The sequence below is a fragment of the Ralstonia sp. 1138 genome (genome assembly GCF_040544795.1).
Classification (GTDB): domain Bacteria; phylum Pseudomonadota; class Gammaproteobacteria; order Burkholderiales; family Burkholderiaceae; genus Ralstonia; species Ralstonia flatus.
The window spans coordinates 1,203,483-1,227,977 of sequence record NZ_JBEPKQ010000001.1 but is presented as its reverse complement, the minus strand read 5'-3'; the positions used below and the strand labels follow the sequence as shown (position 1 = coordinate 1,227,977).

Sequence of the window (24,495 nt, the reverse complement as noted above, 5' to 3'; positions counted from 1 at the left end):
CGTTCGGCCGGCCTTGGCGGGCGTTTCTCTCCGACCGGCTTAACCGATCGACAGTGTGGGGATGGCGCGGCGGCGCTGGCGGTCGGCATCCATCTGCCGCCACAGCGCCACCGTAGCCGGCTGCACGGTATGCCGGTGCAGCAAGGTGCGCGGCAAGCGCACCAAGGCGGCGGGCAATGCTTCCGCCAGCACGCCCTGTTCGGCCATCGCGCGGATGGCGCGGCCCGTCACCCGCCAGGCGAGATCCAGCGGCAACCGCAGCCAGGCGCTCAGCAACTCGTTGCGCGCCAGCAGCGCACGCCGCTGCGTCACATCACGCACCGGCGATGGGTTGTGATGGGTGACCACCTCCCGGCAGTAGACGATGCGCCAGCCCGCGTCGACCAGGTCAAGCGCGAGCACGCTTTCTTCACCGCCGATAAAGAGGTCGCGCCGGTAGCCGCCGGCCTCGGTAAAGGCGCGCGTGCGGACCACGCAGGCGCCGGCCATGAAGCCAAGCAACGCCGGGCCGGGCAAGCCGTCGGAAGGCAGCGTGCTGGTGGCCATGGGCTCGCACGCAGTGTCGTCACGCCGCGTGGGGCCGACCACCACGTGCGCCGCCACCACGCCCACCGACGGATACCGCTGCAGCACATCCACCGCGCGTGCCACGGAGCCCGGCAGCCACGCGGTGTCGTCATCACAGAAGGCAACGTACGGCGTGTCGACGGAGGCCACGCCAAAGTTGCGACCCGCCGCGCCGTAGTTGCGCGGCACACGCACGAGTGTGATGTCGGGAAAGCGCGCGGCGATCTGGTCGGCAGTGCCGTCGGTCGAGCCGTTGTCCACCACCACGATGGGCCACGGCTCATCGAGGGCGACGAGTTTGCCCAGCGTTTCAAGCACGGTGGCTGCACGGTTGTACGTCAGCACGACGATGGAACACGGTGCCTGCGCCCTGCGGGCGTCATCCAGCGGTTGCATGATCGGGTTCTCCTTGCTTGGGTTCCAACAGCCAGAAACGTTCGGGCTGGTGCAGGTCTTCCACGCCGCCGGGGCCGAAGGCGCGCAGCTGGCTCACGTAACAGGCCACAGCGCGCCGTTTCTGACGGCCATCGACGGCCGTGACGGGCGACACCGGCGTGGCCACGATGTCCTGCGCGGCCAGTGCAACGATGCGGTCCTGCACGGCACCGCGCCCCCGCCGGTACAGCGCGTCCTCGTAACCGATCCACAGCTGCTGCGGCAGCTTGCGCAGCAACAGCAACGCCGCTTCGTGCACGAGTACGTGGTCGCTGTGGAACAGCCCCAGCGGCACGAACACCGCGTCTGCCGCGCGCCTTTCCACCAGGCGGTAGAGCGCACGCTCCAGTTCGGCCACGGAGGGCGTCTGCCCGTACTGGCTGTCGCAAAAATCGAGGTGATGCACCGTGGCGCTGACCTGCGCGTGCGCCTGCGCGTCTTCCAGCCGGCGCGCGGCCAACGCCTGGTTGGAATCGGCAAAGCCCGCTTCCCGGTCCCATGCCGTGGAGACCGGCGTTTCCGGTGCGCCACCAAATACCGTGACCGTGCGACTGCCGTGATGCGCGGCGAGCAACGCACCACACGAGAAGATCGCGTCGTCAAAGTGCGGTGAGATCACCAGCACCGGCCCGAGCCCAGCGACGCGATCGTGCAGCGCCCGGCTCATGCGCGCGAGGCGCGGGGCGTGCGAGCGCCATCAGTAGCTTGCGGATCGAGCTTGACCTTCATCCAGCCGGGCTCGCGCGTGTCGAAGGCGCGGTAGGCATCGAGCGCCGCCGCCATCGGCTCGCGCACGGACAACACGGTCGCCGGATCGATCGCGCCCGTGCGCACCAGCTCGACCAGCTTGGGCAGATAGCGACGATGGTTGCAGTTGCCCATGCGGATGGTGAGATTCTTGTTCATTGCCATGCCGATCGGGAACGTCGTGTCGTTGGGCGGGTACACGCCGATGATCGACAGCGTGCCCGCCTTGGCCAGGCCTTCGACGGCCCAGCGCAACGCTTGCGAGGGCGCGTCGCCGGCTTGCCACGGTGCGTTCTCGTTGGCATCGGAAACGGCACCCGTGCCGCGCGCTTGCGGCGTTGTGGCTTTGCGCTCGGCGGCAAACGCTTCGGCCGTCTTGTCGTCGGGGCGGGCTGGGCCGTGGTCGGCATGCTGCGCGTCCACGCCCACGGCATCGATGGCGCAATCCACGCCAATGCCGCCGGTGAGCCGGCGCAACGCCTGCACGGGGTCTTCGCTTTCGAAATCGATCACCTCGGCCCCCTGGGCGCGCGCCATGTCGAGCCGGTCCGGCAGGTGGTCCACCGCAAAGATGCGCCCCGCGCCCATCAGCTTGGCCGAGGCGATCACGAACTGCCCCACCGGCCCTGCACCGAACACGGCAACGGTATGGCCTGGCTTGATGTTGGCCAGATCGGCGCCGAAGTAGCCGGTGGGAAAGATGTCCGACAGCAGAATGGCCTGGTCGTCCGACACCTCGTCGGGCAGCTTGACGAGGTTGACGTGCGCAAACGGTACACGCGCCTTTTCCGCCTGCAGGCCGTCGAACCCGCCGGCTTCTTCCGGGCCGCCGTAGAACGACGTGCCGGCCAAGTGCCCATGCGGATTCGCCACGTCACATTGCGCCGTGTAACCGGCACGGCAATATGCGCACGCGCCGCATGCAATGGTGGACGGAATCACCACCCGATCGCCCACCGACAGATTGCGCACATCGTCGCCCAGCGCTTCCACCACGCCCACGCCTTCGTGGCCGAGAATGCGCCCCTCCTTCACATCGGCCATGGTGCCGCGCACGAAGTGCAGATCCGTCCCGCAGATGGCGCTGGCCGTGAGGCGCACGATGGCGTCGGTGGGCTCGCGCAGTGTCGGCTCGGGCACGTCTTCCAGACGAATGTCGCCGATGCCGTGAAATACAACAGCTTTCATGATTGACCCCTGATTGGTGAACAGGACACCGCGCCGAAGCGCGGTTTCGCCCAAGACACGCAACCCCGGTGCCTGCGCGGCAGGCCACGATGTTTTTCAGGACCCTCGCGCAGCCAGCACGAAGAACAGCAATGTGCTGGCGCACATGCACAGCGTCGCCACCCAAGCCGTGCCATGCAGCAGCGGCGAGCTGCGAAACGGCCCCATCACCGCCTTGCGGCGCGACATCAACTGCAGCATCACCATGACCGGCGTGGCGGCCACGCCGTTGAGCACGGCGGACCAGTACAGCAACTTGAAGGGCTCGATGGGCAGGAACACCATCACCATGGCGGCCGCCATCACCAGCGTCAGGAACAGGTAGAACTTGGGCGCGTGGTGCACCTTGGCCTCCAGGCTGCTATGCCACTTGAAGGCCTCGGCAGCGGCATAGGCGGCAGAGCCCGCCAGCACCGGCACCGCCAACAATCCGGTGCCGATCACGCCCACGGCAAACAGCATCTGCGCAAAGCGGCCGGCCACCGGCTTGAGCGCCTCGGCGGCCTGCGCGCACGTTTCGATTTGCGTGACGCCGTGCGTGTGCAGCGCATACGCGGCCGTCAGCATGATGCAGAAAGCGATGAGCGCCGACACGACCATCCCGACCGTGGTGTCGATGCGGATGCGGGCGAACTGGTCCTTCGCCTGCCACGGGGCCTTCTTGAGCGGCGCTTCGTCTTCGGCCAGGCGTGTTTCTTCGACCTCCCCCGCTGCCTGCCAGACAAATAGATACGGGCTGATCGTGGTGCCAAACACCGCGACGAGCGTCATTGCATAGTCTTTCGACCAATGCAGCTGCGGGACCACGGTGTCGTGCAGCGCGTGCGGCCAGTCCACCTTCACGACAAATGCCGTGGCCACGTACGCCAGCAGCGACAGTGCCACCCATTGCAGATAGCGCGCATACCGCCGATACGGCATCCAGACTTGCAGCACAAGCGTGAACACGGCAAACAGGCACGCATACCACGCGGTAGAGCCACCCAGGAGCAACCGCACGCTGTCGCCCATGGCCGCAATGTCCGCGCCGACGTTGATGATGTTCGCCACCGTGACCAGCGCCACGAACGCATACGCGAGCCACGGCGAGTGATGCTGCCGGATATTGGCCACCACGCCCCGGCCGGACACACGCCCCAGGCGCGCACTGACCAGTTGGATGGAAATCATGAGCGGCAGCGTCAGCAGTAGCGTCCACAGCATGCCGGTACCCATCTGTGCGCCGGCCTGCGCGTACGTGGCGATCCCACTGGGGTCGTCATCTGCCGCGCCAGTGATGAAGCCGGGCCCCAGCCGGCGGTACCACGGGGTGTCGTCTGCGGCCGGCACGCTGGGCTCAGCTGCGGTTGTCGGCGGGCGGCGCGTCGGGCGTCTGTTCGCCGGGGTCGTGCAGCTTGTCGCGCGTGATGCCCGGCGGCACCTCGCCCTGGCGCATGCGGCGCAGGGTCTCGTGCTGGCTCTGCGGCTTCGGTGCCGTGCTGCCGGGGCGGCCCGCTTCCGCATTGGCCGGCCGGTCGTCCGGTTTGCGGTGCGACTCGGCCTGTTCCCAATCGGCCTGACGCTGTTCGGCGTCCCGGTTTTCCTTCTGTTGCTTGTCTCGCATGGTTGGCTCCGGAGTGGTATGCAGGTGTGAAAAATTAGCGGCGCTTGCGGATCAGGCTGACCTGTCCGTTGCGCTCCAGAATGGCGGCCTCCACATCGTCCAGCGTGCGCGAGCCCAAGGTCTGGCGCACGCTCTCCTGCACATCGCCCACGGTGATGAGTGCCGCATCCATCTCGCCCTGGTTGAAACGGCCTTCGCGATAGACCTCGCGTTCGCGGCCCGCGATGAACCGTTCGAGCTGGGGCAGCCGCACGCACGCCCATCCCAACAGCCGGTGCACGGCCACCAGCGCGAGTGACGCCGATATCGTTGCTACAAAAGGCGACGCGCCGACAATCGCGCGGCTCAACGTCGCCCCGAGCAACACGGCCACCACAAAGTCGAAGGGTGCACGCTGCCCGAATGAGCGCCGGCCAGAGAGGCGCACCAGCGCCAGCCCGATGGCGAACACCACCACCGCGCGCATCGCGGTTTGCAGGGGGTTGAGATCCTTGCCTTCGCCAAAGAGGAACAGCAGCGTGTCCATGGCGTCTCCCGTGGTGGATGTGAAGTCTTTTCCACCACTGAGCAAGCCGCGTGCCTCCGGGCATGCACCTGAGATTTCGCCCTCGCATCACATTCGCGCGCAATGGCATGGCGCGTGCTGAAAGCCGGTATCTCCACCCTTTCATAGCGAGCCGACCATGCCCGACCAGCCCCAACAGCAACCGCCACAGCACCAAGACCGCCAGCCCGGCACCGAAGGCAACATGACGCCCCGCCCGCAATCCGAGATGGAAAATTACGTCGGCAGCGGCAAGCTCACAGACAAGGTGGCCATCGTCACCGGCGGCGACAGCGGCATCGGCCGTGCGGTCGCCATCGGCTTTGCCAAGGAAGGCGCAGATGTGCTCATCGCCTACCTGGACGAACACGACGACGCCAACCAGACCTGCCGCCTCGTCCGCGCGACCGGCCGCCGCTGCGAAGCCATTGCCGGCGACCTGGGCGACGAAGCGCACGCCCGCGCGGTCATCACGCAGGCGGTCGCGACCTTCGGCAAGATCGACATCGTGGTGAGCAATGCGGCCGAACAGCACCCGCAGCAGAGCCTGGCCGACATCGATGCGGCGCAGCTGGAGCGCACGTTCCGCACGAACGTCTTTGCGATGTTCTATTTGATCCGGGCCGCGCTGCCGCACCTGCATGAAGGCGCGCGCATCATCACAACGACGTCAGTGACGGCGTTTCGCGGCAGCGGCCACCTGGTGGACTACGCCGCCACCAAGGGGGCGATCGTGGCGTTCACGCGCTCGCTGGCGCAGCAGGTGGCGGACAAGGGCATCCTGGTGAATGCCGTGGCGCCGGGGCCGATCTGGACACCGCTGATCCCGTCTACTTTCGACGCCGAGCACGTCGCCAAATTCGGCAGCAACGAACCGCTGGGGCGGGCCGGCCAGCCGGATGAAGTCGCGCCGTGCTACATCTTTCTGGCGTCTGCCGATGCGAGCTACATGACGGGGCAGACGCTGCATCCGAATGGGGGGGAGATCGTCAACGGATGACGGTGCCGCCCCCCCGCCGCATCAAAACGCCGTCCGCATCCCCACCATCGCGCCAAGCTGGTTCACGCCCTTGCCCGGCGTGGTTCCACCACCGCCGCCGCTGACGGAATACTGCGCGTTGGCGCTGTTCCACAGATAGCCGGTCTGCGCATAGAGCGCCGTGCGTTTCGACAGCGCATACACGCCGCGCAGCACGGCCATCGTCGCGCTGCGGCTCTGGTCGGCATTGATCAGTCGGATCAGGCCCGCGTCCAGCGTGAGCGCACCCGTGAGTGGATAGCTGCCGTTGACGAAGTAGAGGTTGGAACGGACATCGCCGGCAACAGCTTGCACGTGGCGACCGATCCAGCCCACGCCAAGCTTGGCGTTGCCGAGCTTCACATAGCCGTTGGCGACGATGCGGCGGTCTTTGTCGCCCGCATCGGTGAGCGCAATGGGCGCGCTGCCGTTGAAGAAGGATGCGGTGGCGCCAGTGCCGCCGCGCTGCTCTTCATAAGCGCCGGCCACGCCAAAGGTGGCCGCGTCGTACTTCACCATGGCCGACATGGCACGGCATGCCGATGCATTGCCCGCCACCTCGCCCGCGCAGGTGCCGGAGGCCGGCACACCGCCCGCCGCGTCACGCCCGAACGAATACGTAGCACCCACCGTCAGGCCGCTGAAGGTGCCTTTGTAGGCGATGGTGTTGTCCGTGCGGGCGTTTGGAATGTACGCATCGAGTGACCCGATAGCGTACTGGCTGGGGCCGAGGATGTCTGCATCGGCCAGCGACAGAAACACCATGCTGTACTGCCGGCCCAGCGTGACGGTGCCGTAATCGCTGGCCAGCCCAACCCACGCCTGCCGGCCGAACAGGCGTCCGCCCTGGCCGGAAGTGCCGGTGTCGGTGTTGAAACCGCTTTCCAGCGTGAACACGGCCTTCATGCCGTTGCCCAGGTCTTCAGCGCCGCGCAGGCCCCAGCGCGAGGGCAGCGTGCCCGTGACCGATGGGATGCGCGTGAGGCCATTGCCGTTGGTATTGGCATGGCTCACGTATTCGATGCCGGTATCGATCAGGCCGTAGAGCGTGACGCTCTGCGCGTTGGCCGCGCCGCTGGCGAGTGCGCACGTGGCCGCGGCCAGCACGAGACAGCGCGTGCGCAAGGTGGTGGTTTGCATGTGGGGCCCCTCCTAGGGTCGAGCCGGTCCCGCCCCCCATGTCTGGCGGGCCGGCAGTTTGGAATAGGTGGAATACGCCGCCGACCGGACGGCGCAAGAAACAGGACGGCCGTGTCAGTCCTGCACGCGCGGCCGCTTGAGCAACAGCAATGCAGCCAGCGCCGCGATGATGGTGACCGGGATGCTGGCACCGATGATGGTGGTGGCGTGCTGCCCCATCGCCAGCAGTTGACCGGCCAGCAGCGGCCCGGCGATCGAGCCCAACCGGCCCACCGCCACCGCAGCGCCCACGCCGGTGCCGCGCACCACGGTCGGGTAGTACGCCGCCGCCAGCGCATACAGCACCGACTGTGCGCCGATCACGAACAGCCCGGCCATGAAGGCGCCGGCCGACATCGATGCCATGCCGCCTGCCGCAGCCAGCAACGACAGCGCCGCGATGATGCCGACATACATGCCCGACACCACCCAGCGCGGGCGTGCCGCATCCATCAGCATGCCGATGCCCAGCGCGCCCGCACCGCCGCCGATGTTGAACAGGATCTGCACCATGCCCACCTGCGGCCGGCTCAGCCCCTGCGCGGCCATCAGCGAAGGCAGCCAGTTAAGCAGGAAATACAGCACGATCAGCGTGAAGAAATAGCTGACCCACAGGAACAGCGTGGCCGCCATCCGGCGCTCGCCGAACAGCGCCCATGACACCGGAGGCGGCTGGATGGCGCCCCGCTGCGCGCTGTCGAATCGGCGCGATTCCTGCAGCGTCAGCAGCAGCGGCACCACCACCAGCGGGCCGAAGCCGCCCACGTAGAAGATGTGGCGCCAGCCGGAATCGCCGGCGCTCAACATGCCGACCACCGCGGCGATGGCACCTCCAAACGGGATGCCGCAATACATGACGCTCACGGCGGTGTTGCGCAGGCGTGCGGGTACCGCTTCGGCACACAGCGCGATCAGGTTGGGCATGGCGGCCCCCAGGCCGATGCCGGTGGCCACGCGGATTGCCAACAGGCTGTTGAAATCCCACACGTGCGCGGTGGCGATCGAAAAGATGCCGAACAGCGCCGTCGCCAGGATCAGCACGCGCTTGCGGCCGATGCGATCGGCCAGCCGGCCGCCCAGCATGGCGCCCGGCAACAGGCCGAACGTGCCGGCGCTGAATGCAAGGCCCATCTGCCCGACCGACAGGCCGAACTCGCGCGCCATGCGCGGCGCAGCCACGCCGATGGATTGCAGATCGAGCCCCTCAAGCAGCGCAACGATGAAGCACAGCCCGAGCGTCATGGCGACGCCGGCGCCAACGGTCTCCCGGCTCAACGTCGTGGTGGTGGTTTGCATGGCATCTCCTTCCGGATGTTGGGCGGCCGTCATTGGCAACTGAAGCTCGAGGCGTCGTTGATGCTGCCGGTGCCCGTGTAGCGCGCGATCTTCGGGTAGGCGCACAGCGGGCGCGTGCGGTCGTGGCCGGCGGCATTCCAGTCGCTGGGCACTTCGGCATTCGGCACGGCGTTGGCGGGGCCGCGTGCGGTGGCGACCACGCTGTCGGGCGCCACGCCGCGTTCCACCCAGGCCACCAGCGGCGTGAGCATGTCGAACTGGTCGGCAGTCGGCCCGCCCGCGCAGTGGTTCATGCCAGGCACCGGATAGAAGCGCGCGAAGTTGCTGGCATCGCCGCCGTTGGCTGCGGCCAGGCGCTGGTACCAGTCGGTCGTGTCGTCGGACGAGAACACCGGATCGCTCGTGCCGTGATAGACCATCAGCTTGGCGCCGCGCCCCTTGAGCGTGCCGAGGTTGGTTTCATCCGGCGGCGTCATGAACGACCACGCCGATTCGGTGTACGTGGCGTCTGTCGCGAAGATCTTCGGCGCGTCGGTGTCCATGTTGAACGCCAGGCCATACGCGGTGAGTGACGTGATGGCCGACGCCGGCTGCGGCGTGGTCGTAAACACGAACGCCAGCGCTGCAGGATCCAGCTGGATCGAGTTGCCCTGCTTCCACGCCGCCCAGTTGCTGCCGCTGATGCCCGCATCAAACGAAAAGCCCGAGTACAACGCCTGCCCCGCACTGTTGCGCGCGCCGGCAAACAGGTTGGCCATCACGGTTTTCTGCGCGGCGGTCAGGCACGTGCCGTCACGGGCGCCGGTGCAGGTCGGCACATCGCTGGCGAGGCTGAAGGCGGTCTGGCACGCCTTGAGGTTGTTGATCATGCCGTCGGTCGTGCCGTCCAATGCGTCGCACTTGGCGAGTACGTGGCTGGCGACCATGGCGCGCTCCGCCGCGCTCAGGGACGTGGTGATGTCTGGGAAGCCCGCGCTGGTGTTGGCGGTCGCCACCGTCGCGAGCTGCTGCGCGCTGTAGACCTCGTTGATGGCCGCCTTGGGCAGGTGGAAGCCCGGGTCGCCGGCCACGATGCCGTCATATGCATTGGCCGAACGCGCGGCGGCCACCATCGCATGGCGCCCGCCGTTGGAGCACCCGCCAAAGTAGCTGCGGTCCGGCTCCTTGCCGTACACCTGCGCGATCATCGACTTGGCCATCGGCGTGAGCGTGGCAACAGCGTTGTAGCCGTAATCCAGACGCGCCTGCGAGTCGCGCCCGAACAGCGGCACCTGGCTACCGTTGTGCCCCGCATCCGAACTGATGACGGCAAACCCGGAGCCCAGCGCACTGCTGACCGGGCCACCGCCCAACGCGCCGAGCGCCGTGGCCACCGCGCCATCGAGCCCGCCGTTGGCCTGGTAGTAGAAGCGACCGTTCCATGCCTTGGGCAGACGCATCTCGAAACCAATGGCGTAGGTCTTGCCGTCCACCGGGCTCACACGCGTGTTCATGGTGCCGGTGATCAGGCAGTGCTCGGGCACGGCGTTGCCGCCCACGCTCAACGTGCCAGCGGCCACAGTCGAGATGGCGGTGATGCTGGTGTTGGCAAAACTCAGCTTGCCGGCAAAGCTCTCGCACGCGGCGGCGAGATTCAAACCCGTGGCAGGCGAAAGCTGCGGCAGCTGCGATGCTTGCGACGACGATGCGTCGCTGGTGCTGTCGTCGTTGCAGCCGGCGCAGCTCAGCGTGAGGGCGAGCGCGGCCAGCGCCATGCCCCGTGACATGACGGTCTTCATGAGTCTCCTCCTGGGTGGATGAACCGGTCTTTGCCGGTTGGGTGTCGTGCTGCGTTGGAATCAGCCCGCGCGAATCACCGCGGGATCGCCATCGCGATACAGCGTGTCGACCTGCTCGGCGCGGTGGGCCAGCACGGCGCGCTGGTTGAGCGTGCCCTTGTCGGTGATCTCGCCGCGGTCGAGCGATGGCGGCACATCGAGCAACAGCAGCCGCGCCACGCGCGTCGCGCTGCCGGTGGCCGTGGCGTTCAGTTCGTGCAGCAGTGCGGCAAATGCGGCGCGCACGGCGGGGGCGGCCAACACTTCGGCTGCGCTGGCGCTTGGCGGCAGGCCAGACAGCCGCCGGCATCGCTCCACCTGCGGGAACACCAGCAAGCCGATGTCGTCACGGTTCATGCCGGCAATCACCACGTCCTGCACATACGGCGCGCCTGCGGCGATCACACGTGCGCGCAACGGGCCCACGCTGACGAACGTGCCGGAGCTGAGCTTGAAGTCCTCCGCGATGCGGCCATCGAAGACGAGGCCTTTTTCGGGGTGGTCCGCGTCGTAGAAACGCAGCGCGTCGCCGCTGCAGTAGTAGCCGTCTTCATCGAAGACCGGTGCGGCAGGCTCTTCGCCCAGGCGCCAGTAGCCACGCATGACGTGCGGCCCGCGAAAGCGCGCCTCCAGCTTGTCGCCCACGGGCACGAGCTTGAGTTCGCAGCCCGGCGCCGGCGTGCCGACATAGCCGGAACGCATGATCGGCCGGGTCGTGAACAGGCAGCACGGCGACGTCTCTGTCATGCCCAGGCCGGCCATGATGCGGATGCGTTCGCCGCAGTGCTGGCCGGTCACGCGCTCCAGCCGGTCCCAGGCTTCTTGCGACAGTCCTGCACCGCCAAAGAAGTAGAGCTTCACGCGGGAGAAGAAGGTCTCGCGCAGCGCCGGGTCCCGCTCCAGCGCCAGCGCGAGTTCTTCCCACCCCTTGGGCACGTTGAAATACGCGGTGGGTGCGATCTCGTGCAGGTTGCGCAGGGTCTCGTCGAATTTGCCGGGCACGGGCCGGCCGTCGTCGATGTATAGCGTGCCGCCGTTGTAGAGCACGATGCCGACGTTGTGGCTGCCGCCGAACGTGTGATTCCAGGGCAGCCAATCCACCAGCACCGGCGGCTCCTTGGCGAATTCGGGAATGGTCTGGCGCAGCATCTGCTGATTGCTGCACAGCATGCGGTGCGTGGTCGGCACGGCCTTGGGCGCGCGCGTCGAGCCGGAGGTGAACAGCACCTTGACCAGCGTATCGGGGCCGGTTGCGGCCTGCGCGGCGTCTGCCGTGGTCACGGGCGTGTGCAGCAGCGTGTCGAAGGCGGTGGCGCTGCGCCCGGGCAATACGCCGTCGCGCGTGATGACCTCCACGCCGGGCGGCACCACCGCGCTGATGGCGTTGGCAAAGGCCGCGCCATCGGCGGCATAGACGAGCCCCGGCGTCAGCACGTCAAACACGTGGCGCAGCTTGCCGAAATCCGTCGACACCAATGCATACGGCGGCGACACCGGCGCGTAGGGCACACCCGCCCACATGGCGCCGAGCGCCAGCTGCAAGTGCTCAAGATCGTTGCCGGACAGAATCGCCAGCGGGCGCTCGGTGGAGACGCCGCGATCCAGCAATGCCTGACCGATGGCGCGTGCGCGCACCAGCATCTCGCGGTAGGTCAGCTTGATCCATGCGCCGTCCGGCCCGCGACGTGCAGCCAGCACGCGATCCGGGTGGCGCTGCGCGCCCGCGACCAGACAGTCGGTCATGCGCGCCGGATGTTCCGCCAGCGCTTCGGTATTACGCACGTGCCAGACACCGCCGTCGCGCGCGTCCGTCTCGCAACGCGCAGGCGCATCGCTCACGGCAACCTGCCTGTAGGGGTGATCGGGCACACCTGCCGGGGGCGGCGTGTGATGCCCGGTTTGAACCTGCGGGCCCTGAGCCTGCATTTCGACGTGATTCACGTCTTGTCTCCTGAATGCGCCGCCCGTTTTATGGTTGTGGTGGGCGGCTGCCGAACTTCAGATCGGTTAAATCGGATAGTGGCGCGGCGTATTCTGCAAGGTGATCCAGCGCAGCTCGGTAAATTCGGCAATCGACGCCTTGCCGCCAAACCGGCCGTAGCCGCTGCTCTTCACGCCGCCAAACGGCATCTGCGCCTCGTCGTGCACGGTGGGGCCGTTGATGTGGCAGATGCCCGATTCGATACGCTGCGCGACCCGCATGGCGCGCGACACATCGCGGCTGAACACGGCGGCCGACAAGCCGTATTCGCTGTCATTGGCCAGGCGAATCGCCTCTTCATCGCCATCCACGCGCGCCACGGTTACCACGGGGCCGAACGATTCCTCGTTGTACAGCCGCATGGCGGGTGTCACACCATCCACGATGGCGGGCTGCACGATGGCGCCATCCATATGCAAGCCGACGGGCAGCGCAGCGCCGTGCGCGCGGGCGTCTTCCACCAGCGCCTGCACGCGCCGGGCCGCATCTACGCTCACCATCGCGCCCAGTTGCGCGGTCGCGTCGGTCGGGTCACCTGCGCGCAGCGTGCGCGCCTTGGCGGCCAGCTTGTCGACGAGGGCATCGGCAATCTTGCGATCGACGATCACGCGTTCGGTCGACATGCAGATCTGCCCCTGGTTGAAGAATGCGCCAAACGCAATTGCTTCCACGGCGGCATCCAGGTCGGCATCGTCCAGCACCAGCACCGGCGCCTTGCCGCCCAGCTCCAGCAGCGCAGGCTTCAGGTGCCGCGCCGCGTGCTGCGCAATGATGCGCCCCACATGCGTCGAGCCCGTGAAGTTCACGCGGCGCACGGCCGGATGCGCGATCAGGCGCTCCACCACCTGGGCGGCATCGGCCGGCGCGTTGGTCACCACGTTGACCACGCCATCGCCCAGGCCCGCCTCCTGCAGCACGGTGCCGATCAGCCGATGCACGCCCGGGCACAGTTCCGACGCCTTGAGCACGACCGTGTTGCCGCATGCCAGCGGCATTGCCAGCGCGCGCGTGCCGAGGATCACCGGCGCATTCCACGGTGCGATGCCGAGCACCACACCGCACGGCTGGCGCACGGCCATCGCAAAGTTGCCCGGCACATCCGAGGGGATCACGCTGCCGTCGATCTGCGTGGTCATGGAAGCGGCTTCGCGCAGCATGTTGGCCGCCAGCATGACGTTGAAGCCGATCCAGTTGGGGCTGGCGCCGGTCTCCGCCGCGCCGGCGCGGATGAAGGCGTCGGTGTGCTGGTCCATCAAGTCGGCGGCCTTCAGCAGCCGCTTGCGGCGCTCGCCCGGCGCCAAGGCCGCCCACGCGGGGAACGCATCAGCGGCGGCCTGCACAGCGGCGTCCGCATCTTCTAGCGTGGCTGCCGCCGCGCGCGATGCGACCGCGTCGTTGACGGGGTTGCGGCGCTCGAAGGTGGCACCGTTGGCAGCTGGCCGGCTTTCACCGCCGATCAGCAGGGTCACAAGCTGAGTCACCTCAGGCATGGGTTCGTCTCCGGGGGCGTTGGCGTGAGCGGGCCAGATCAGGCGCGCTTGTAGGCTTGCAGGCCCGGCTTGATCGACTTGTCGTCCAGGAACTGCTTGAGGCCCTGCTCGCGGCCGCCCTCCGGATCGCGCAGCGTAGCCTGGTCGAGCTTGGCGTACAGGTAATCCTCGTTCTGCTCCCATGTCAGCTCGCGGCTGCGCTTGAAGCCGTGCTTGGCGGCACGCAGCACCACGGGGTTCTTCTCCAGCAGCTTCTCGGCCAGTGCCACGGTGCGCGCACGCAGGTGGGCACGCGGCACGCTCTCGTTGACGAGGCCCATGGCGGCGGCCTGCTGACCGGTGAAGGTCTCGCCGGTCATGATGTAGTAGAGCGCCTGGCGGTGGCCCACGGTATCGGCCATCGCCTTGCTGACGAGGTTGCCCGGCGGAATGCCCCAGTTGATTTCCGACAGACCGAAGGTGGCCTCGTCCGCCGCAATCGCCAGATCACACGCCACCAGCGGCGAGAACCCGCCGCCGAAGCACCAACCGTTGACCATCGCGATGGTCGGCTTGGCATACATGCGCAGCAGCTTCCATTGCCACTGGCAGGCATCGCGCCGGATCTTCTCCTGCAGGATTTCCGGGCCGGCGTCGACTTCGCGGAAGTACTCCTTCAAATCCATGCCGGCCGTCCATGCATCGCCCGCGCCGGTCAGTACCAGCACCTTGGCATCGGCATCCAGCTCCAGCGCTTCGAGCACCTGGATCATGTCCGAGTTGAGCGTCGGGCTCATGGCATTGCGCTTCTCCGGGCGGTTGAACGTCACCCATGCAATGCCCTGGTCCACCTTTACGTCCACGGTTTGCCAGCGCCCTTGGTAATCAGCCATTTCCGTCTCCTTGATCTGTCGGCTGCTTGAGACGCCCACCGTCTTGTGTGCGGCGCGTCTCAGCTTGGTGCCAATTTAATATCAGGTAGCCTGATATAACAAGGAGATTATCATTGCCGTAAACCCTGACCCGAACGACACGTAGCAGAATGTGCGCATCTGCATAGGTGCACACCCACTCACATCCATGGCGGCCACACGAACCAAACGCAACACACCTCAGCCCGCACAAGACGGCGCACCCGCAACGTCTGCACGACTGCCCTACCTGATCGGCCGCACCGATCGCATCGTCAAGCGCCGCCTGGGCGAGGTGCTGACCCCGCACGGGCTCACGGTGCCGCAATTCACGGCGCTGTCTGTGCTGCACGCGCGCGGCAGCCTGTCGAACGCGCAACTGGCGGAGCGCTCGTTCATGTCGCCGCAGTCGGCCAATGAAGTGGTGAAGGCGATGGAAGCGCGTGGCTGGGTGACGCGCACGCCCGATCCAACGCACGGCCGCATCGTCATGCTCGGGTTGACGGACGAAGCGCTCGCCTTGCTGGCGCTGTGCGACGAGGCCGTCAGCCGGCTCGAGCAGGAAATGCTGCAGGGAATCGACGCCGCGCACGCGGCTTTGCTGCACGATCTGCTGCTGCAATGCGGGCGCAATCTGCGCTGAGCGGGGCCCTTCAGTTGCCACGGCAGTTGCCGTTATGCAATGTAATAAAGTCAGATCAAAGCGACATATTGATCGACGGCCCCCGGCGCTAGAATGGTTGGTCCCTGCCTGTCGGGCCGGATCGAACAACCGTCGCCCTCCATCAACGCACCGCGGTTCTGAAACGCCTCCATGTGGATTGTCCAACTCGCGCTGCGAAGGCCGCTGACGTTCATCGTCCTCGCCCTGCTGATCCTGCTGGCGACGCCGTTTACGCTCATGCGTACGCCGACGGACATCTTTCCGGAAATCGACATTCCGGTCGCCAGCATCATCTGGAACTACAACGGGCTGCCCGCCAAGGAAATGGCCGACCGCATCGTGTCGGTCACGGAGCGCAGCCTGACGACCACCGTCAACGACATCGAGCACATCGAGTCGCAATCGTTGGGCGGCGTGTCGATCATCAAGGTCTTCTTCCAGCCCAACGCCAACATCCAGACGGCGCTCGCGCAGATCGTGGCGAGCACGCAGGCGCAGGTGCGGCAGTTGCCGCCGGGCACCACGCCGCCGCTGGTGATCAAGTACTCGGCGTCGAGCATTCCGATCCTGCAACTGGGGCTGTCGAGCAACACGCTCTCGGAGCAGGAACTCAACGATGCGGCGGTGAACTTCCTGCGCCCGCGCCTGATCACGGTGCCGGGCATTGCCGTGCCGTTCCCGTATGGCGGCAAGAGCCGGCAGATCACGGTCGACCTAGACACGCAGAAGCTGCTGGCCCAGGGCCTGACGCCCGTGGATATCGTCAACGCCGTGGGCGCGCAGAACCTCATCCTGCCGGCCGGCACGCAAAAGATCGACGCCACCGAATACGGCGTCACGCTCAACGGCACGCCGGGCAGCATTGCGGCGCTCAACGCGATTCCGGTCAAGACGAGCAACGGCGCCACGCTCTATCTGGGTGACGTGGCCAATGTGCGCGACGGCTTCTCGCCGCAGACGAATGTGGTGCGTCAGGACGGCCAGCGCGGCGTGCTGCTCTCCATCCTGAAGAACGGCGGCGCATCGACGCTCGATATCGTCAACAACATCTACAAGCTCCTGCCGGCCGCGGCCGCCGTGTTGCCGCAAGACCTGAAGATCACGCCGCTGTTCGACCAGTCGCTGTTCGTGAAGGCGGCCATTGAAGGCGTGATCCGCGAGGCGCTGATCGCCGCATGCCTGACGGCCGCGATGATCCTGCTGTTCCTGGGCAACTGGCGCAGCACGGCCATCATTGCGGTATCGATTCCGCTGTCGATCCTGTCGTCGATCATCGTGCTGCACCTGATCGGCGAGACCATCAACCTGATGACGCTGGGCGGCCTGGCGCTCGCGGTCGGGATTCTCGTGGACGACGCCACCGTCACCATCGAGAACATCGAGCGCCACCTGCACGAAGGCAAGGAGCCGATCACCGCCATCCTGGACGGCGCCGCCGAGATCGCCGTGCCGGCCTTCGTGTCGACCCTCTGCATCTGCATCGTCTTCGTGCCGATGTTCTTCCTCACGGGCGTGGCGCGCTACCTGTTCGTGCCGATGGCCGAAGCGGTGATCTTTGCAATGCTCGCGTCGTACGTGCTTTCGCGCACGCTGGTGCCGACGCTGGTGATGATGCTCATGACCGGCCACACGCAAGACGCCCGGAAAGCCGATGCAAAACCGGGCACCTTCGGCCGCATCTACCGGGCATTCAACACGCAGTTCGAACACATGCGCGGCAACTACGCCGCCATCCTCGGCGGGCTGCTGGAATACCGCCGCGTGTTCGCACTGTCGTTCCTGGGCTTCTGCGTAGCGTCGTGCGCCCTGTACCTCGTGCTCGGGCGCGACTTCTTCCCGGATGTGGATGCCGGCCAGATCCGCCTGCACATGCGCGCGCCGTCGGGCCTGCGGATTGAAGAAACCGCACGGCTGGCTGACGAAGTGGAAACCGCCATTCGCGAGATCATTCCCAAGCAGGAGCTGTCGACCATCCTCGACAACCTGGGCGTGCCGAACTCGGGGATCAACCTGTCGTACAGCAACGCGGGCACCATCGGCACGCTCGACGGTGAAATCCTGATTGCCCTGCACGAGGGCGAACGCAAACCCAGCGCGGAATACATCCGCCGCCTGCGCGAGGAACTGCCCAAACGCTTCCCCGGTGTGGAGTTCGCGTTCCAGCCTGCAGACATCGTCAGCCAGATCCTGAACTTCGGCTTGCCGTCGGCCATCGACGTGCAGTTCTCCGGCGCCGACGTGGCGACCAACCAGCAGCTTGCGGGCATCCTGGCCAACCGCATCAAGCAGATTCCGGGCGCGGTGGATACGCATGTGCACCAGCGTTTCGATCAGCCTACGCTCGCCCTGAACATGGATCGCACGCGCATCCAGCAGGTCGGTCTGGAAGGGCGCGATGTGGCGCAGAACCTGCTCGTGTCGCTCAGCTCGAGCTTCCAGACCTCGCCCACGTTCTGGCTCAACCCGATCAACGGTGTGGTGTACCAGGTGGCCGTCACCAGCCCGCAGTACCGCGTCGATTCGCTCGACGCACTGCTGCGCACGCCGGTGGCAAGCTCGCGCGGTGGCGCTGCACAGGCAGGCGGGCCGCAGTTGCTGGGCAACCTCGTGCAGGTGAGCCCCGCGGTGCAGCCTCAAGTGGTGTCGCACTACGACATCACGCCGGTGGTGGACGTCTATGCCGCCGTGCAGGGCCGCGACCTGGGCGCCGTCGCCAAGGAAGTGCAGAAGGCCGTCGACGACATCCGACCGAAGCTGCCACGCGGCGCGCAGGTCACGGTGCGCGGTCAGGTCAACACGATGGAATCGTCGTTCCTTGGCCTGGGCGTCGGGCTCGTCATGGCGATCGTGCTGGTGTACCTGCTGATCGTGGTGAACTTCCAGTCGTGGATCGATCCGCTCATCATCGTGACCGCCCTGCCCGCGGCGCTGGCCGGCATTGCATGGATGCTGTTCGTGACGGGAACGACGCTGTCGGTGCCATCGCTCACGGGGGCGATCATGACGATGGGCGTGGCGACCGCCAACTCGATTCTGTTGATTTCGTTCGCGCGCGAGCGATTGGCTGAAGGCATTGCGCCGGTGCAGGCGGCGCTCGAAGCCGGCGCCACCCGCCTGCGTCCGGTGTTGATGACGGCGCTGGCGATGATCATCGGCATGGTGCCGATGGCGTTGGGCCTGGGCGAAGGTGCAGAACAGAACGCGCCGCTGGGGCGCGCGGTGATCGGCGGTCTGCTGTTCGCGACCGTCTCGACCCTTTTCTTTGTTCCGGTGGTGTTTGCCAGCGTGCACAACAGATTGCAGCGGCGCGCCGCCCGGCGTAGTGACGATTTGCGGGGAAGCGAAGGACATGTCTGAGCAAACATCCAGTGCCCATCCTGGGGCGCATTCCGGGGCGCATGCGGGACACCTCGCGGACGGCCCGCCGCACCACGTCGTCACCGTCGACCCGATCGAACAGGTGGACCGCGCGCCGGCCATGCGCCGCGCACGCTGGGTCGTGATCGTCGTGGCGGTTCTGCTGGCGCTGGGCGCTGCCCGCACGCTGGTCAGCCGCTACTACAACGCGCATGCGCTGGAGCGTCAGGTGAGCGCGCAGACCAGCCGCTACGTCACCACCACTGCGCCCAAACCGGCCAACGCCAGCCGCGAACTGACGCTGCCGGGCACGCTGCAGGGCTACGTTGAATCGCCCATCTATGCCCGCACCAGCGGCTACGTGCTGCGCTGGTTCAAGGACATCGGCGCCCATGTGGACAAGGGCGAAGTGCTGGCGCTGCTCGACACGCCCGAAGTCGACCAGGAACTGAACCAGGCGCAAGCCACACGCAACCAGGCCGCCGCACGCAAGGCGCTGGCGCAAACGTCGCTCACGCGCTGGCAGAACCTGCGCCAGAAAGACGCCGTCTCGCAACAGGAACTGGACGAGCGCACCAGCGCCGCCAACCAGGCCCAGGCCGATCTGGCCGCCGCCGAAGCCAACGTGCGCCGCCTGCAGGAGCTGCAAGGCTTCCGCCGCGTGGTGGCACCGTTTGCGGGTGTGGTGACCAAGCGCAACGTCGATGTCGGCACGCTGGTCAATGCCGGCAATGCGGGCGCCAACCGCGAGCTGTTCACGCTCGCGCAAACCGATCCGCTGCGCATCTATCTCTATGTGCCGCAGGCGTATTCGCAGCAGGTGAAGGTCGGACAGGACGTGGCTGTCACGCTGTCGGAGCTGCCCGGTCAGACCTTCCACGGCACCATCTCGCGCGCGTCGGGTGCCATCGACACCACCACGCGCACCATGCAGGTGGAAGTACAGCTGCCCAACAAGGAGGGCCGCCTGCTGCCGGGTGCGTATGTGCAGGTCGCCATCAAGGGCAAATCGTCCGGCGATAGTGCGAGCGCGAGCGCCAGCGCGCAGGGCACCTACCTCGTGCCGACGAACACGCTGCTCTTCCGCAAGGAGGGCCCGCGCATCGCCATCGCAGAAAACGGCCGCGTCGACCTGCGCCCCGTCATCATCGGGCGGGACTACGGCCGCACGGTGGAGATCGTCTCGGGCCTCAAGCCCAACGACGCGCTGATCCTCAACCCGGCCGATTCCATCGAGCAAGGCGAGGCGGTAACCATCGTCACGCCAGCGCCCGCTTCGGCACCGGCGGCATCGGCGCCGCGCGCATCATGATGGGTCGACCGCGGTTGCGCTCTGCCGCGCTGGCGGCCTCGCTGATCGTCTCGCTGGCCGGTTGCTCGCTGGCGCCGACGTACGAGCGCCCGGCCATGGATCTGCCGGCGCACTGGCAGACCGAAGCACCGTGGCGCGCCGCGCAGCCCGCCGATGCAACGCCCAAAGGCCCGTGGTGGCAGCGCTTCAACGATCCACAGCTCGACAGGCTGATCACAAAGGCGCTGCAAGAAAACCAATCGCTGAAGGTTGCGCTGTCGAACCTGGAGCAGGCACAGGCGCAGACGCGCGTGGCGCGTGCCAGCCTGCTGCCGACCATCACGGCCACCAACAACGACACGCGTACGCGCACGTCGTCGGAGCGGCCGCTCTCGTCGTACAACAGTCCGACCATGTCGACCGTGCAGAGCGATTTCGTGGTGCGCGCCGACGTGAGTTACGAAGCCGATCTGTTCGGCCGCGTGCGCAACACTGTCGCCAACGCGGCGGCGAGTGAAGAGCAGGCCGGCGCCAATGCCGAGAATTTCCGCCTGCTGCTGGCAGCGCAGGTGGCCACCACCTGGTACAACCTGCGCGAAACCGATGCGGAAATCGCCGTGGTGCAGGAAGGGCTGGCGCTGCAGCGCAAGGCGCTGGATTTCGTCACCTCACGGCATCAGGACGGTGTGGCATCGGGGCTCGACCTGGCGCAGCAACAGGCGCTCGTCGACAGCACCGCCACGCAGGCCGAACTGCTGACCAAGCAACGCGCGCAGTACGAACACGCGCTGGCCACTTTGGTCGGCACACCGGCGCCTGCGTTCCATCTCGACCCGAACCCGCTCAAGGGCACGGCGCCACAGATTCCGGTAGCACTGCCGTCCGACGTGATCGAGCGCCGCCCCGACGTGGCGGCCGCTGAACGCGGGGCCGCTGCTGCCAACGCGCAAGTCGGCGTGGCGCGCGCTGCGTTCTTCCCGAGCGTGATGCTCAACGGCGGCGCCGGTTGGGAAAGCCGCGATCTGGCGCTGCTATTTTCTGCGCCGACGCTGCTGTGGTCGTTCGGCACGCAGATCGCCCAGACGGTGTTTGACGCCGGCCGCACGCGGGCGCGTGTGGACATTGCCAACGCGGCTTACCAAGGTGCGATCGCGAACTACCGCCAGACGGTGCTGGGCGCGCTGCAGGAAGTCGAAGATGGTCTGGCCGGACTGCAATCGCTGGACCGTGCCGCAAGCCAGGCGCGCCATGCCGTGGAAAGCGCCCGCAAGGTCTACGACATTGCCAGCGCGCGCTATGAGGGCGGCCTGGCAACGTCGTTGGACGTGATCACCGCGCAGCAGTCGCTGTTGAACAACCAGCGCACGGCGGTGCAGATTCTCGGCCAGCAGATGACGACGAGCGTGTTTCTCGTCAAGGCGGTGGGCGGCGACTGGAACCACGTGATGGCCCCGCCCACGTCCATACCAATGGCCAACCGTTAAGCCTCAGGCAACGGCGCGCAGGAAGCGCGCGCCCACAAACAGCCCGGCCAGCCAGCTCAACGCCAGCGCCACGGCAACGAGCAACTCAAGCAGCGCGGTCGCATCGCCCGGCACGCTCATCGCCACCGCAATCACTGCGGCCATCAACGCAGCCGCTGCGAACAGGCTGACCAGCAGCGCGCCCAAACCCGATGCGAGTGTGCGCACGAGCGGCGGATGCACATGCGCCGGCGGACACAGCACAGCCATGCGCGCCCGCACATACGCCGTGGTGCGCGCCCCATCGGTGGCCTCGGCGTGATGGCGCATCACGTGCATCCAGGTTTGCGTGTCGAGCACGCCGGAACTGAGTTCCTGCGTCACGCGGCGCAGCGCAGCGCGTTCGCGCGCATGGTCGGTGGCGTCAGACGGCGTTTCGTTCGGGTTCAGCCTGTCGAACACGGCCGGTGCGGCGGCCGGATCGCTCGCGCGCACCTCGTGCCGATACGTCACGCGCACGCGGCGGGAGCGGGCGAGATACGCGAGCGTTCCAATCGGCACCAACACCTCCGCCGCCAGCAACAGCGCAAGCGGCCATCCCGCCGACGTGGCGCCGGATGCCTGCACGGCCCACGCCTTGATCCCACCGCTCATGCCCAGCGTGGCGGCCAACTGCAGCAGGCAATATCCCAGCCAGACCCACGGAAACCAGCGCACACGCAAGAACGCCACAACCACCAGCCCCAAGGGAAACGCCAGCCCCGCCAGCGCCGGCAGCGACCGCGCCGCGCCATCGCCCGTCTCGCCCGACATCAGCACCATGGCCATCGCCAGCACCACCACCAGCGCGGGCAGCGTGTTCAGCCACAGCAGCGTCACCAGCCAGCCGCGAACGCCATACAGCCGATGCGCCCGCGCACGCGCCGCCGATATCGCAATCCAACTTCCTTGCATGAAGCTCCTCATCCGGGTCCGCCACGCGGCGCGCCGGGGCGCGGCATGGACTTCTGAATTTCGGCGATTGTGTCATCGGGGCAAAGCAGGTGCCCCCCTCTAGAGTGGGGGCGGCCGCACATTGTCGTCAATGCCTGGGCCGACCCAATGCCGACAAGGGATTGCGGGTGATTAGTTGTTCTTAAATCAGATGTTGAAATCACTGAGTGTTGTATCGGCGCCTTATGTGGGCGCATTCGCCGGTAACGGCCCGCATGTCCGCTGCGCATACCGGTCGGAACCATTTGCATGCGATGTGTGCGACGAGGCTCCTTACACTCGCTGCAAACCACAAGGAAGCCGATATGCGCCCACACCGTCTGCCGCAGTGCCTGCTGTCCGCCCTCACCCTGAGCCTTGCGCTCGCTGGTCCGGCCCGTGCCGCGCCTGAGCCTGAACCGGTCGATATCCTGATCCGCAACGGCACGGTGGTCGACGGCAGTGGCGGCGCGCCCTTCGTGGCCGACGTGGGCATCCGCAATGACCGCATCGTGCTGGTGCAGCCCTCCGCCACGGGCGTGCCGGCAAAAACGGTGCTCGACGCGCGCGGGCTGGTGGTGGCGCCGGGCTTTATCGATCCGCATACGCACGCCTATCACAACCTCATCTCCAAAGACCGGCGCCAGAACCTGCCGTACCTGCTGCAAGGCGTGACGACGGTGGTGATCGGCAACGACGGCATCGTGCTCGAAGGCGACGGGCCGGATCTCGACCGCATCGGGCCGACGCTCAAGGCGCTGGACGCCAACCGCATCGGCACCAACGTGGCCATGCTCGTGGGCCACAACGCCGTGCGCCACCGCGTGATGGGCGACGTGGCGCGCGCACCCACCACTGATGAACTCAAGACCATGCAAGGCCTGATGGAAGACGGCATGCGCGACGGCGCATTCGGCATGTCGACGGGCCTGGTCTATACGCCAGGCGTGTTCGCCAAAACCGACGAGGTGGTGGCGCTGGCCAAGACCGTGGCGGCGCGTGGCGGCATCTATGACACACACCTGCGCGACGAGGGCAACTTTCGCACCGGCCTCGTCAACGCCGTGAAGGAGGCGTTGGACATCGGCCAGCAGTCGGGCATCCCGATCCACATCTCGCACATCAAGGCGCTGGGCGTGGATTCGTGGGGCAAGAGCGCCGAGATCATCAGCCTGATACGGCAGGCGCAGGCCAACGGCATGAACGTATCGGCAAGCCAGTATCCGTACACGGCGTCGAGCACGCACATCATTCCGGCGCTGGTGCCGGGCTGGGCGCGCGACGGCGGCAACGACGCGCTGCTCAAGCGGCTGGAAGACCCGGCCACGCGCGCGCGCATCGCCACCGACATGGAAAAGGCCATGCGACAGCGCAACGGGCCAGCGGCGCAGGTGCTGATCTCCGCCAACCCTGAATACAACGGCCAGTCGCTCGAGGCGCTGGGCAAGAAGCTCGGCGTGAGCCCCGTCGATGCGGCCATCAGCGTGATCCAGCGCGGCGGCACGAACATCGTGTCGTTCAACATGAGCGATGCCGACCTGGAAGCGTTCATGAAGCAGGACTTCGTCGTGGGCGGCTCCGACGGCATCGCCGGACACCCGCGCGAAGCCGGCACCTTCGCACGCCGCATCGGCGAATACGTCACGCGCAAGCACGTGATGACACTGCCGTTTGCCATCCGCCAGGCCAGCGCCCGCACGGCCGACATCTTCGGCATCAAGGACCGCGGCACCGTGCAGGCGGGCAAGTTTGCCGATCTGGTCGTCTTCGACCCCGCCGCCTACGCCGACCGCGCCAGCTATGAACAGCCTGGGCTGCCGCCCGTGGGCGTGCGCTGGGTGCTCGTCAACGGTGCGGTGGCTGTGGCCGATGGCAAGGCGGTGCCGGATGTGCTGGCGGGGCGGGCGCTGCGCAAGTGACGCCCAGGAGCGCTACCATCGACGCTTCTTTCGCT

General features: G+C 66.9%; 19 protein-coding genes. 6 read left to right on the top strand and 13 right to left on the bottom strand.

Annotated features, from left to right (window positions below; translation table 11 throughout):
- Nucleotides 1–39 precede the first annotated feature (39 nt).
- From ABIC76_RS05350 to ABIC76_RS05325, 6 genes are all read right to left on the bottom strand, one after another.
- Nucleotides 40–963, bottom strand: coding sequence for a glycosyltransferase family 2 protein (locus tag ABIC76_RS05350; RefSeq protein ID WP_354533213.1), 924 nt, complete (start codon nucleotides 961–963; stop codon nucleotides 40–42).
- Nucleotides 947–1,669, bottom strand: a complete 723-nt coding sequence (locus ABIC76_RS05345) for a PIG-L deacetylase family protein (protein ID WP_354533212.1) — start codon at nucleotides 1,667–1,669, stop codon at nucleotides 947–949. The genes ABIC76_RS05350 and ABIC76_RS05345 overlap by 17 nt, the downstream gene beginning before the upstream one ends.
- Nucleotides 1,666–2,937, bottom strand: a complete 1,272-nt coding sequence (locus tag ABIC76_RS05340; protein ID WP_354533211.1) for a zinc-dependent alcohol dehydrogenase — start codon at nucleotides 2,935–2,937, stop codon at nucleotides 1,666–1,668. Before ABIC76_RS05340 ends, ABIC76_RS05345 begins: the two co-directional genes overlap by 4 nt.
- 96 nt (nucleotides 2,938–3,033) lie before the next feature.
- On the bottom strand, nucleotides 3,034–4,305 hold the full coding sequence (locus tag ABIC76_RS05335; RefSeq protein ID WP_102065570.1) for an Nramp family divalent metal transporter: 1,272 nt from the start codon (nucleotides 4,303–4,305) through the stop codon (nucleotides 3,034–3,036).
- 7 nt (nucleotides 4,306–4,312) lie between these two features.
- Entirely contained in the window at nucleotides 4,313–4,579 is a 267-nt protein-coding gene (locus tag ABIC76_RS05330) for a hypothetical protein (RefSeq protein ID WP_354533210.1), read from the bottom strand.
- A 34-nt stretch (nucleotides 4,580–4,613) separates the two neighbouring features.
- A complete protein-coding gene (locus tag ABIC76_RS05325) occupies nucleotides 4,614–5,105 on the bottom strand; it encodes a DUF421 domain-containing protein (RefSeq protein WP_027679720.1) in 492 nt (163 codons plus the stop codon).
- A 157-nt stretch (nucleotides 5,106–5,262) separates the two neighbouring features.
- Here ABIC76_RS05325 and ABIC76_RS05320 point away from each other — a divergent pair, with 157 nt between their 5' ends.
- Nucleotides 5,263–6,123 carry an SDR family oxidoreductase gene (locus ABIC76_RS05320; RefSeq protein ID WP_354533209.1) on the top strand — a complete coding sequence of 287 codons (861 nt, stop codon included), beginning with the start codon at nucleotides 5,263–5,265 and terminating at the stop codon, nucleotides 6,121–6,123.
- Between the two features lie 21 nt (nucleotides 6,124–6,144).
- Here ABIC76_RS05320 and ABIC76_RS05315 read toward each other — a convergent pair whose 3' ends face one another.
- From ABIC76_RS05315 to ABIC76_RS05290, 6 genes are all read right to left on the bottom strand, one after another.
- On the bottom strand, nucleotides 6,145–7,281 hold the full coding sequence (locus tag ABIC76_RS05315; protein WP_354533208.1) for a porin: 1,137 nt from the start codon (nucleotides 7,279–7,281) through the stop codon (nucleotides 6,145–6,147).
- Between the two features lie 114 nt (nucleotides 7,282–7,395).
- Nucleotides 7,396–8,616 (bottom strand): 3-(3-hydroxy-phenyl)propionate transporter MhpT, encoded by a 1,221-nt coding sequence (gene mhpT / locus ABIC76_RS05310; RefSeq protein ID WP_354533207.1) that lies wholly within the window; start codon nucleotides 8,614–8,616, stop codon nucleotides 7,396–7,398.
- Nucleotides 8,617–8,645: 29 nt separating this feature from the next.
- The gene (locus ABIC76_RS05305) at nucleotides 8,646–10,394 is read right to left on the bottom strand and encodes a tannase/feruloyl esterase family alpha/beta hydrolase (RefSeq protein ID WP_354533206.1); all 1,749 of its coding nucleotides are present in this window, start codon (nucleotides 10,392–10,394) and stop codon (nucleotides 8,646–8,648) included.
- 60 nt (nucleotides 10,395–10,454) lie between these two features.
- Nucleotides 10,455–12,359, bottom strand: coding sequence for a feruloyl-CoA synthase (locus tag ABIC76_RS05300; RefSeq protein ID WP_354533551.1), 1,905 nt, complete (start codon nucleotides 12,357–12,359; stop codon nucleotides 10,455–10,457).
- Between the two features lie 81 nt (nucleotides 12,360–12,440).
- A complete protein-coding gene (locus ABIC76_RS05295) occupies nucleotides 12,441–13,904 on the bottom strand; it encodes an aldehyde dehydrogenase (RefSeq protein ID WP_354533205.1) in 1,464 nt (487 codons plus the stop codon).
- Between the two features lie 38 nt (nucleotides 13,905–13,942).
- Nucleotides 13,943–14,776: a p-hydroxycinnamoyl CoA hydratase/lyase gene (locus tag ABIC76_RS05290; protein WP_027679713.1), complete on the bottom strand. Its 834-nt coding sequence runs from the start codon at nucleotides 14,774–14,776 to the stop codon at nucleotides 13,943–13,945.
- Between the two features lie 187 nt (nucleotides 14,777–14,963).
- Between ABIC76_RS05290 and ABIC76_RS05285 the strand changes: the two genes are divergently transcribed.
- The 4 genes from ABIC76_RS05285 to ABIC76_RS05270 all read left to right on the top strand — a co-directional run bounded on the left by ABIC76_RS05285 (nucleotide 14,964) and on the right by ABIC76_RS05270 (nucleotide 21,590).
- Complete coding sequence (locus tag ABIC76_RS05285; protein WP_102065578.1) at nucleotides 14,964–15,437, top strand: MarR family winged helix-turn-helix transcriptional regulator; 474 nt, start codon at nucleotides 14,964–14,966, stop codon at nucleotides 15,435–15,437.
- Between the two features lie 171 nt (nucleotides 15,438–15,608).
- Nucleotides 15,609–18,815 (top strand): efflux RND transporter permease subunit, encoded by a 3,207-nt coding sequence (locus ABIC76_RS05280; protein WP_102065579.1) that lies wholly within the window; start codon nucleotides 15,609–15,611, stop codon nucleotides 18,813–18,815.
- A complete protein-coding gene (locus ABIC76_RS05275) occupies nucleotides 18,808–20,127 on the top strand; it encodes an efflux RND transporter periplasmic adaptor subunit (protein WP_354533204.1) in 1,320 nt (439 codons plus the stop codon). The genes ABIC76_RS05280 and ABIC76_RS05275 overlap by 8 nt, the downstream gene beginning before the upstream one ends.
- On the top strand, nucleotides 20,127–21,590 hold the full coding sequence (locus ABIC76_RS05270; RefSeq protein WP_354533550.1) for an efflux transporter outer membrane subunit: 1,464 nt from the start codon (nucleotides 20,127–20,129) through the stop codon (nucleotides 21,588–21,590). Before ABIC76_RS05275 ends, ABIC76_RS05270 begins: the two co-directional genes overlap by 1 nt.
- 3 nt (nucleotides 21,591–21,593) lie before the next feature.
- On the opposite strand, the gene ABIC76_RS05265 is transcribed toward ABIC76_RS05270, so the two are convergent.
- Nucleotides 21,594–22,523 carry a hypothetical protein gene (locus ABIC76_RS05265; RefSeq protein WP_354533203.1) on the bottom strand — a complete coding sequence of 310 codons (930 nt, stop codon included), beginning with the start codon at nucleotides 22,521–22,523 and terminating at the stop codon, nucleotides 21,594–21,596.
- A gap of 344 nt (nucleotides 22,524–22,867) precedes the next feature.
- Here ABIC76_RS05265 and ABIC76_RS05260 point away from each other — a divergent pair, with 344 nt between their 5' ends.
- Nucleotides 22,868–24,460, top strand: coding sequence for an N-acyl-D-amino-acid deacylase family protein (locus tag ABIC76_RS05260; RefSeq protein WP_354533201.1), 1,593 nt, complete (start codon nucleotides 22,868–22,870; stop codon nucleotides 24,458–24,460).
- The last annotated feature ends 35 nt before the right edge of the window (nucleotides 24,461–24,495 follow it).

Excerpts from the sequence above, each read along its gene's own strand:
- ABIC76_RS05350 (WP_354533213.1), bottom strand. The coding sequence starts at position 963 with ATGCAACCGCTGGATGACGCCCGCAGGGCGCAGGCACCGTGTTCCATC.
- ABIC76_RS05345 (WP_354533212.1), bottom strand. The coding sequence starts at position 1,669 with ATGAGCCGGGCGCTGCACGATCGCGTCGCTGGGCTCGGGCCGGTGCTG.
- ABIC76_RS05340 (WP_354533211.1), bottom strand. The coding sequence starts at position 2,937 with ATGAAAGCTGTTGTATTTCACGGCATCGGCGACATTCGTCTGGAAGAC.
- ABIC76_RS05330 (WP_354533210.1), bottom strand. The coding sequence starts at position 4,579 with ATGCGAGACAAGCAACAGAAGGAAAACCGGGACGCCGAACAGCGTCAG.
- ABIC76_RS05325 (WP_027679720.1), bottom strand. The coding sequence starts at position 5,105 with ATGGACACGCTGCTGTTCCTCTTTGGCGAAGGCAAGGATCTCAACCCC.
- ABIC76_RS05320 (WP_354533209.1), top strand. The coding sequence starts at position 5,263 with ATGCCCGACCAGCCCCAACAGCAACCGCCACAGCACCAAGACCGCCAG.
- ABIC76_RS05315 (WP_354533208.1), bottom strand. The coding sequence starts at position 7,281 with ATGCAAACCACCACCTTGCGCACGCGCTGTCTCGTGCTGGCCGCGGCC.
- mhpT (WP_354533207.1), bottom strand. The coding sequence starts at position 8,616 with ATGCAAACCACCACCACGACGTTGAGCCGGGAGACCGTTGGCGCCGGC.
- ABIC76_RS05305 (WP_354533206.1), bottom strand. The coding sequence starts at position 10,394 with ATGAAGACCGTCATGTCACGGGGCATGGCGCTGGCCGCGCTCGCCCTC.
- ABIC76_RS05300 (WP_354533551.1), bottom strand. The coding sequence starts at position 12,359 with ATGCAGGCTCAGGGCCCGCAGGTTCAAACCGGGCATCACACGCCGCCC.
- ABIC76_RS05295 (WP_354533205.1), bottom strand. The coding sequence starts at position 13,904 with ATGCCTGAGGTGACTCAGCTTGTGACCCTGCTGATCGGCGGTGAAAGC.
- ABIC76_RS05290 (WP_027679713.1), bottom strand. The coding sequence starts at position 14,776 with ATGGCTGATTACCAAGGGCGCTGGCAAACCGTGGACGTAAAGGTGGAC.
- ABIC76_RS05285 (WP_102065578.1), top strand. The coding sequence starts at position 14,964 with ATGGCGGCCACACGAACCAAACGCAACACACCTCAGCCCGCACAAGAC.
- ABIC76_RS05280 (WP_102065579.1), top strand. The coding sequence starts at position 15,609 with ATGTGGATTGTCCAACTCGCGCTGCGAAGGCCGCTGACGTTCATCGTC.
- ABIC76_RS05275 (WP_354533204.1), top strand. The coding sequence starts at position 18,808 with ATGTCTGAGCAAACATCCAGTGCCCATCCTGGGGCGCATTCCGGGGCG.
- ABIC76_RS05270 (WP_354533550.1), top strand. The coding sequence starts at position 20,127 with ATGGGTCGACCGCGGTTGCGCTCTGCCGCGCTGGCGGCCTCGCTGATC.
- ABIC76_RS05265 (WP_354533203.1), bottom strand. The coding sequence starts at position 22,523 with ATGCAAGGAAGTTGGATTGCGATATCGGCGGCGCGTGCGCGGGCGCAT.
- ABIC76_RS05260 (WP_354533201.1), top strand. The coding sequence starts at position 22,868 with ATGCGCCCACACCGTCTGCCGCAGTGCCTGCTGTCCGCCCTCACCCTG.